Origin of the sequence: Pseudomonas sp. C5pp, assembly GCF_000814065.1 — a bacterium.
Classification (GTDB): Bacteria; Pseudomonadota; Gammaproteobacteria; order Pseudomonadales; family Pseudomonadaceae; genus Aquipseudomonas; species Aquipseudomonas asiatica.
This window is the reverse complement of record NZ_JWLN01000067.1, coordinates 1-8,827: the sequence shown is the minus strand read 5'-3', so window position 1 is coordinate 8,827 and position 8,827 is coordinate 1. Positions and strand designations below refer to the sequence as shown.

At 57.2% G+C, this 8,827-nt stretch carries 9 protein-coding genes and 1 pseudogene; 7 read left to right on the top strand and 3 right to left on the bottom strand.

Annotation, left to right across the window (positions count from 1 at the left end; all coding sequences use genetic code 11):
- Positions 1–471 precede the first annotated feature (471 nt).
- On the bottom strand, positions 472–1,878 hold the full coding sequence (locus tag RR51_RS28075) for a heavy metal sensor histidine kinase (protein WP_039615446.1): 1,407 nt from the start codon (positions 1,876–1,878) through the stop codon (positions 472–474).
- Complete coding sequence (locus RR51_RS28070) at positions 1,878–2,555, bottom strand: heavy metal response regulator transcription factor (RefSeq protein WP_039615445.1); 678 nt, start codon at positions 2,553–2,555, stop codon at positions 1,878–1,880. Before RR51_RS28070 ends, RR51_RS28075 begins: the two co-directional genes overlap by 1 nt.
- 165 nt (positions 2,556–2,720) lie before the next feature.
- On the opposite strand from RR51_RS28070, the gene RR51_RS28065 reads away from it, so the two are divergent.
- From RR51_RS28065 to RR51_RS28040, 6 genes are all read left to right on the top strand, one after another.
- Positions 2,721–2,927 (top strand): co-regulatory protein PtrA N-terminal domain-containing protein, encoded by a 207-nt coding sequence (locus tag RR51_RS28065; protein ID WP_039615444.1) that lies wholly within the window; start codon positions 2,721–2,723, stop codon positions 2,925–2,927.
- Between the two features lie 182 nt (positions 2,928–3,109).
- Positions 3,110–5,023, top strand: a complete 1,914-nt coding sequence (locus tag RR51_RS28060; RefSeq protein WP_039615443.1) for a copper resistance system multicopper oxidase — start codon at positions 3,110–3,112, stop codon at positions 5,021–5,023.
- A gap of 14 nt (positions 5,024–5,037) precedes the next feature.
- The gene (locus tag RR51_RS28055) at positions 5,038–5,337 is read left to right on the top strand and encodes a hypothetical protein (protein ID WP_082044782.1); all 300 of its coding nucleotides are present in this window, start codon (positions 5,038–5,040) and stop codon (positions 5,335–5,337) included.
- Positions 5,327–6,442, top strand: coding sequence for a copper resistance protein B (locus tag RR51_RS28050; RefSeq protein ID WP_039615441.1), 1,116 nt, complete (start codon positions 5,327–5,329; stop codon positions 6,440–6,442). The genes RR51_RS28055 and RR51_RS28050 overlap by 11 nt, the downstream gene beginning before the upstream one ends.
- Before the next feature lie 10 nt (positions 6,443–6,452).
- Positions 6,453–7,235: a c-type cytochrome gene (locus tag RR51_RS28045; RefSeq protein WP_039615440.1), complete on the top strand. Its 783-nt coding sequence runs from the start codon at positions 6,453–6,455 to the stop codon at positions 7,233–7,235.
- Positions 7,225–7,680, top strand: coding sequence for a DUF411 domain-containing protein (locus RR51_RS28040; RefSeq protein WP_039615439.1), 456 nt, complete (start codon positions 7,225–7,227; stop codon positions 7,678–7,680). Before RR51_RS28045 ends, RR51_RS28040 begins: the two co-directional genes overlap by 11 nt.
- A 104-nt stretch (positions 7,681–7,784) precedes the next feature.
- On the opposite strand, the gene RR51_RS28035 is transcribed toward RR51_RS28040, so the two are convergent.
- The gene (locus RR51_RS28035; protein ID WP_039615438.1) at positions 7,785–7,973 is read right to left on the bottom strand and encodes an AbrB/MazE/SpoVT family DNA-binding domain-containing protein; all 189 of its coding nucleotides are present in this window, start codon (positions 7,971–7,973) and stop codon (positions 7,785–7,787) included.
- A gap of 504 nt (positions 7,974–8,477) precedes the next feature.
- Between RR51_RS28035 and RR51_RS28030 the strand changes: the two are divergent.
- Positions 8,478–8,827, top strand: a pseudogene (locus RR51_RS28030) (hypothetical protein); the annotation flags it as partial.

Here is an 8,827-nt window from a genome sequence, read left to right as displayed (position 1 = left end):
TGAAAAATGATTCCTCGAAAGATCAGCGCCCAGGCGCGTGCCATCGCCCGCTGCTAGGCGGAACGACGGTGTGAAATTAAGAGGGAATCAGACGCGGGGAGGCCGCCATGGATCGGGGGGAGAGCCTGTTGCTATGCCTACCGCGTAGGTATCGGCAGGTCGTGGCTTGGCGAAGCTCAGCCCAGGCGTCAGGAAGCTGAGCTGTACGGTACTGGCAGTCCTGCACTCCTGGCCGACCTTGCAGGATTTGGCATGATCGCCAGTCTTACCCAGGTCTTGGTCCTGGCAGCAGTCATGGTCCATGCCCGCCATCATTTCCATGCCCATGGCCTGCATTGGGCAAGGTTCAGTCGCCGAATCGATGCCCGCCATCCCGTTAAGCGGAAGCGCCACGATAAGCATCAGGATGGTGAGTAGTCGAATGAACCGATTCATGATGGGCGAGTATAGGTTACCGGGATGAGTTCAGCATTAAGGGGTTGGGGCTGCACTAACCAACCGCTTGGAGGCTGGGAGACTGATGAAGAAGGTTGTGACACCCTCCGCTGAAGTACACCAGATTCGTCCGCTATGAGCCTCGATGATAGAGCGGGTTATCGACAGACCCAGGCCTGCATTGCTTGGGCCGCCTTCGCGCCTGGCTGGATCGGCTCGATAGAATCGGTCGAAGATCTTGCCAATGTGCTGGGGATCGATGGTTATCCCGCTGTTACGCACGGAAAGCGTCACGCTTTCAGGCGTCTGCTCGATCTGCACTGATATCTCGTTGCCTTCCGGGGTGTAGCGCAACGCGTTGGATAGAAGATTGGAAAGCGCTCGGTCAATCATCAGGCGATCGCCACGAACCTGACCCTGCCCGTGCAGGGTCAGCTGGATGCCTTGATCCTCAGCCAGGAACTGATAGTACTCGAACAGCTTGGATACGAGTTCGGAGACCTCCACATCGATCTGCTCGGGCACGATCAGACCGTTATCCGCCTTGGCGAGGAACAGCATGTCGTCGATCATGCGCGACATGCGCTTGAGGTCTTCCAGGTTCGAATAGAGGTTTTCTTCATAGGCATCCAGGTCACGCTTCTTGGTGAGCACCACTTCGGTATGGGTCAGAAGGTTGCTGACTGGCGTTCTCAACTCGTGAGCGATATCGGCAGAGAAGTTGGACAACCGAACGAATGCATCCTCCAACCGTCCCAGCATCCCGTTGAAAGACAGGATGAGCTCCTGAAGCTCTAGCGGCACGGGCTCCAGGGGAATGCGCTCGCGGAGCGATCTTGCCGACATCCCTGTGGCCACTTTGGTGATTTGTCCAACAGGCCGAAGCCCACTCTTGGCCACGACCCAGCCCAAGCCTGCGCTCACAATCGCGCTGATAACCAGGCCAATTCCGAACCACCATTGCAGGGTGACAAAGAAATGCGCGTGAGTGGTGACATCGAGCATCAGCACGGCCGTCACCGGTTCCGGCTCGCCTGCAATGGTCAGCTGGGCGGTAATGCCGCGAAAGTTCTGCGATTCATCCTGCCATTCCCAGACCGCACCCCGGTGCGCCTGCTCGAATCGCTGAGGAATTTGGGAGGCTTTGGGGTCTGAAAAAAGGACCGTACCGTCAGCCTTGGTGATTTTCGCCGACAAATCCTGATGTGCGCCGAGCAATGCCCGCAGCTGCTGCTCCTGATCGTGGAGCCCGCCTCGCGCTGCTGAGATGGACAGGATATGACGCGTTGACTCCAGCTTTTCGGAAAGCGCCTGCTCATCCAGCATCCGGAAATGGTGCTGACTGAGCCCGTAGAAAGCCACCCCGGCAACCACCAGGACAGCAGTCACCGCGAACATGAACATCAGGGTCAGTCGCTTGACGAGCGATGATTGCGGGCGCATCACTCGGGCACATCCATCATGTAGCCCATGCCTCGGGCGGTATGGATGAGCTTTGGCGCGAAGTCGTCATCAATCTTGGCCCGCAGTCGGCGAATCGCGACCTCGATCACGTTGGTGTCACTATCGAAATTCATGTCCCACACCTGAGAAGCGATCAGCGATTTGGGAAGCACCTCGCCGCGTCGGCGCATGAGCAGCTCCAACAGGGAAAACTCCTTGGCAGTAAGGTCAATCCGCTTGCCGTTTCGCGTAGCTCGACGCTTGAGCAGGTCTACCTCAAGGTCTGCCATCTTCATGGTGGTTTGAGCAGAACCACCATTGCCTCTGCGCAGCAACGTGCGAACCCGAGCCAGCAGCTCCGAGAACGCAAAGGGCTTCACCAGGTAATCATCAGCGCCCAGTTCCAAACCTTTCACGCGGTCGTCTACGCCGTCTCGGGCCGTCAAGAAAAGGACTGGCACATCCTGCCCCGCCGCACGGATCTTGCGCAGGACCTCCCAGCCATCGAGCCCCGGCATCATCACGTCGAGGATCAGCAAGTCATACGCTTCGCTCTGTGCCTGTTGCAGGGCGTCAGTGCCTGTCGTCACTCGGTCAACGGTGAAGCCAGCTTCTGTCAGGCCTTGCTGGAGGTAGACACCGGTTTTTGGCTCATCTTCGGCTACGAGTAATTTCATCTGCTCTCATCCACGCGGGGTGCATCTCCAGTTTGCAGGAAAAAAGACGCCCAACCAGAAGCTGACGGAAAAGTAATGTCGAGATCAGTTTTCTGACAGCACCGCGAAGCTAACTTGACCCTGTACCTGACGCCATGAGGCGCAGAACCCACTGAGGATCTCCAGATGAACATGGTCAAATCAATTGTGATGGTCGTTACCTTCGGCATGGCAGACATCGCCCTGGCAGAGGGCGGCGCGGACCGGACCTTTGCGCGGATGGAAGCGGCTCGCCAAAGCTCCATGCAGGCATTCCAAGTTGCGCAGGAGAAGAAAGAGCAGGCGCCAGTCGCCGCCCAGTCCAGCAAGCATGCCGGCCACGAAAGCTGCTGATCCGAGCTTACAGAAATGTAATCACTCCGGAATCTGAACTATGGCAGTTTCAGACTACGGCCCCTCATCAGCCTCGCGCAGTGGCGAAAGTCTACGAGACTGGTGAGAGCCTCCAATGAACCCAAGGGCTGCGCCATCGAGCAGCCTGGATATCAGCGATCTACCTGACTGGACGCAACGGCATGCAAAGCAAAACCACGAGACGATCATTCGTCAAAGGCCTGGCCGCTACCGGACTTCTGGGTGGGCTCGGCATGTGGCGCGCGCCGGTCTGGGCCGTGACAAGCCCTGGCCAACCGAACGTGCTCAGCGGCACGGACTTCGATCTGTATATCGGCGAACTGCCCGTCAACATCACGGGTGCAGCTCGTACGGCCATGGCCATCAACGGCTCCGTGCCAGGGCCGATTCTGCGATGGCGCGAAGGCGACACCGTGACGCTGCGCGTACGCAACCGGCTGAAACAGGACACCTCCATTCACTGGCACGGCATCATCCTGCCCGCCAACATGGACGGTGTGCCGGGCTTGAGTTTCCACGGCATCGCTCCCGATGGCATGTACGAATACAAGTTCAAGGTCCACCAGAACGGCACCTACTGGTATCACAGCCACTCAGGCTTCCAGGAGCAGTCCGGGGTCTATGGCGCATTGGTGATCGATGCCAAGGACCCCGAGCCGTTTGTGTACGACCGCGATTATGTCGTCATGCTCAGCGATTGGACGGATGAGGATCCGGCGCGGGTGCTCTCCAAACTCAAGAAGCAATCTGACTACTACAACTTTCACAAGCGCACAGTTAGCGACTTCGTTGACGACGTGAGCGAGAAAGGCTGGTCGGCCGCTGTAGCGGATCGGAAGATGTGGGCCGAAATGAAGATGAGCCCCACCGACCTCGCTGATGTGAGCGGGTATACCTACACCTACCTCATGAACGGCCAGGCTCCGAACGGCAACTGGACGGGTATCTTCAAGCCCGGCGAGAAGATCCGCCTGCGCTTTATCAACGGCTCGGCCATGACCTATTTCGATGTCCGGATTCCTGGGCTCAAGATGACGGTTGTGGCTGCTGACGGCCAGTACGTCAAACCCGTATCGGTCGATGAGTTCCGGATCGCCGTTGCCGAAACCTACGATGTCATCGTCGAACCTGAAAACGAGCAGGCCTATACGATCTTCGCGCAATCCATGGACCGTACCGGGTACTCCCGAGGCACCCTGGCAGTTCGTGAAGGCTTGCAAGCGCCCGTGCCGGAGGTAGATCCACGCCCGATCATCGCCATGAGCGATATGGGCATGGACCACGGCAGCATGGGCGGAATGGATCACGGCGGCATGGCTGGCATGGACCAGGGGAACATGGCCGGCATGGACCACAGCAAGATGGCTGGAATGGATCACGGCAACATGGCCGGCATGGACCACAGCAAGATGGCTGGAATGGACCATAGCAGCATGGCCAGCATGGACCACAGCAAGGTGGCTGGAATGGATCACGGCAACATGGCCGGCATGGATCACAGCACGATGGCTGGGATGAGTCATGAGGGCATGGCCGGCATGAGCGGTGCAATGCAGAGCCATCCGGCTTCCGAGACCAACAACCCGTTGGTCGATATGCAGACCATGTCGCCGACCCCGAAGCTGAACGATCCGGGAATTGGCCTGCGCAACAACGGGCGCCGAGTGCTGACCTACGCCGATTTGCGGAGCACCTTCATCGATCCCGATGGTCGAGAGCCTGGACGCACAATCGAACTGCACCTTACCGGCCACATGGAGAAGTTCGCGTGGTCGTTCGACGGTATCAAATTCTCCGACGCTGAACCGCTGCGGTTGAAATATGGCGAGCGTCTTCGAATCACCTTGGTCAACGACACCATGATGACTCACCCCATTCATCTCCACGGTATGTGGAGTGACCTGGAGGACGAGAACGGCAACTTCATGGTTCGCAAGCACACCATCGACATGCCACCTGGCTCAAAACGAAGCTATCGCGTCACCGCAGATGCCTTGGGACGTTGGGCCTATCACTGTCACCTACTGTTCCACATGGAAATGGGCATGTTCCGAGAAGTCCGTGTGGACGAATGAACTGGAGATTTGAGATGAGCAAACCAATGAAACGAAGCGCCTTTTTCCTTTCTGCTGCGATGGTAAGCATGCTGGCTGTTTATGCCCCGTCGTCGTGGTCCAGCGACAACCATGATCAGCATTCCCAAAAAACTACCGAGGCCGGCAAAGCCAAAGGTTCGCAGGACAAGCAGGGCCAGGGGATGAACCATGAAGGCATGGATCATGGTTCCATGGAGGGTATGGACCATGGCTCGATGGAAGGCATGGATCACGACAAAATGATGGAATCGCATGGCAGCGACAAAGCTAAGGCAGGGAAAGATGGCCAATAGCTTTGGGCGGCCTTCGCTGCTGGCCCTGACTGTTTCAATCGGCATGCTGGGCGTAACGCCCAGCTTCGCCGCTGAAGAAATGGATCACTCGGGCATGGATCATTCGAAAATGGGGCACGGTTCCATGCAAATGGAAGCTGCTCCGTCCGAATCGATGCCGGCGATGGATCACAGCAAGATGGGGATGAGCAAACAGCAGAAACAGCCTGCCCCTGTTGATCACAGCCAGATGGGGCATGCTCAAAGCCAGAGCAAATCCAGCCCGGTGGACAATAGCAAGATGGACCACAGCAAAATGGGCCATGGAAACATGAAGGGCATGGATCACGGTTCGATGAAGGGCATGGACCATTCCCAGATGAATCATGGTTCAGCGACTTCTCCGACCACAACGAGCCGCACGCCGATTCCAGTGCTCACTGATGCCGACCGCGAGGCTGCTTTTCCGCCTTTGGGTGGCCACCAAGTGCATGACAGCGGAATCAACAGCTTCTTCCTGTTGGACCAGCTCGAATACCAAGACGCCGATGAGGGCAGCACCCTGGCTTGGGATGCATCTGGCTGGGTAGGGGGCGACATCAATCGACTCTGGGTTCGTTCGGAAGGCGAGCGCACCAATGGGGTAACCGAAGACGCTGAGCTGCAATTGCTGTACGGGCGCTCGGTCAGTCCCTGGTGGGATGTGGTTGCCGGAGTCCGTCAGGATTTCAAACCGGAATCACCGCAGACCTGGGCAGCCTTTGGTATTCAGGGCATGGCCTTGTATGACTTCGAGGCCGAAGCTACGGCGTTCATCGGCGAGAACGGCCAGACTGCTGCGCGTCTTGAAGGCGAATACGACATTCTGCTGACCAATCGCTTGATTTTGCAGCCCACGGCCGAGGCGAACTTCTATGGCAAGAACGATCCTGAGCGCGGTGTTGGCTCGGGTCTGGCCAATACCGAAGTCGGGCTGCGTCTACGGTATGAAATTGTCCGCCAGTTTGCCCCGTATATAGGCGTTACCTGGAGCCGCTCCTACGGCAACACCGCTGACTTCATCCGAGACGAGGGTGGAGACGTTAATGAGGCACGCTTCGTTGCCGGTATCAGGATGTGGTTCTGAGAATTCCAACATGAAAAGAACAATTACAACGCTGCTGGTGGCCGGTGCTGTTGGAAGTGCTGCGGTATTGGGCACGGCGTATTTCGGCTTGGTGAATGTCGGCGCCGATGACCCTCACTTCCCGGCTGTCCATTCGTTTCTCGCCATGGCTCGCGACCGGTCGATTGAGGTTCGAGCGCGAGACATTGAAGTGCCTGACCTGAAGGACGCTGCGTTGATCAAGGCAGGCGCAGGCAACTACAACGCCATGTGCATTGGGTGCCACCTCGCCCCTGGCGTTGGTAAGACAGAACTTAGCCAAGCTCTATACCCGTCGCCACCTGACCTCACCAAGGTGGGTGTCGGAGGCGATCCGGCTGCCGCGTTCTGGACGATCAAGCACGGCATCAAAGCCACCGGCATGCCCGCTTGGGGCAAGAGCATGGGTGATGAGTATATCTGGGGAATCGTCGCGTTCCTTGACCAACTGCCCCAAATGAATCCTGAGCAGTACAAGTCCTTAGTGGCCACGAGCGGCGGCCATCAGCACGGCGGCGGTGAAAGCGACATGCATAACCATGAGGGCCAGCACGGCGGGAGCGGGCATGCCGAGCATGGCGATCACGAAGAAGCGGCAGATGACGATCATGCTCAGTCAGCTCATGACCATGGAGCGACATCCGAAGGGTCCGCTCAAGCGGCAGGTCATCATGGGGCTAACCAGGCAGCCGAAGCCCACACGGATGCCCACTCAAAATCGTCGTCAAAGACGCATGTTCACAAAGACGGTAAGGAGCACACTCATGCCAACTAACCAGATATTCGTTCGTCTGGCCGCTATCGTTGGGCTGCTGGTGACCTCGGCGGCCTACGCTGCCGAACCGTTGTCCATCGACGTTCACCGAGACGCGAACTGTGGTTGCTGCAAGAAGTGGATCGCGCACCTAGAAGCCAATGGTTTCAAGGTGACCGACCATGTTGAGACGGACATGGGCGCAGTGAAACAGAAGCTGGGCGTAGCGCCACGGTTAGCGTCCTGCCACACAGCCGTGATTGACGGAAAGTTTGTTGAAGGTCACGTGCCAGCTGAGCAGATTAGAGAACTCAAGGAGCGGAACGATCTGGTAGGGATCGCCGTGCCAGGAATGCCAGCTGGATCCCCAGGCATGGAGGTTGATGGCGTAAGCCATGCCTACCAGGTTATTGGTTTAACCAAAAGCGGCGAGGACCAAGTAGTCGCCAACTATCCAGCTAAATAACGCACCGACCAGAAGGACGGCAGTAGGCTGACTGCCGTCCCATATATCCCTGCGAGAAAACTTATCAGCTCAACACGACGACACAGAGGGCCTGCGAAGCGTAGCTAATCAGATTCACGGCGCGCGCGGACTGGCTTGAGTACGATATCGCCGTTGATAAGCTCGATGGAGAGTCTGTCGCCCGTCGTGACCCCGAGCTCGCGCAGAATGTCGTCAGGTAATTCCACAATCACATCGCCGGAGCCGTCGCCGGGATCTAGGCACTTTACCGTGGTGCGCGCTGATTCAGTCATTGGGCTCTCCTACCAGAGCTACCAGTCCCCATCATACTCCAGCAGCCATGCAAGCGGTGATTTGCTCAAGCAGCTTTGCAAATGCCATTTTGTTGGAGTGTTCAGTACGCCGGAAGCCCCTTGCGACTGAGCTCAGATCCCATCGACGAACATCGAAAGGGGCCGCAACCCCAAACGGTCCGTAGCTCGTCCGCTTCAATCGGACGGCAAGTTCACGCCGAAGCTGCGTTCAATCTTTCTGCGGTGCAGCCCGGTTAGGCAATCCCTAGCAGCAGCTATGCCTGAATTGCTCGCTCTTGGTGATGACGCTCAGTGGCAGCCGCACATGGATGAGGTTTGTCGGGACAGGGCGATATCATATGGCCAGTTTACGCTCTGGTCGCTACAGTATCAGCAGTACAATAAGGACGTGCCTGTATGAGAAGGAAAGCTCGCATACTAATCCTATGCAAAACATACCCGTCACCCAGCGCTGCCTATACAGAGACTTCGTGCGTTGCGGGGATGGACGAGGCAGGCAATCTGATCCGTCTTTACCCTGTACCGTTCCGCCTGGTCACTGATGATCAACGATTTTCAAAGTGGCAGTGGATCGAAGCCTCCATCGAAAAAAGCTCCAACGATCACCGACCTGAAAGCCATAAGATTGGCGTGGATACGATTCAGCCCCAAGACATTATTCCAACCTCGAAAGCGTGGATTCAAAGGAGGGAAATGCTTAGCAAGCTGCCCATCTACGACAGTTTTGAGGCTCTGGAGCAGGCTCGACAGAATTCCAATGTCACGCTCGGCTTGATCAAGCCTAAGCGAATTATTGGATTAGAGATCCGTAAAGCCGCGTCAGAAAGCTGGAC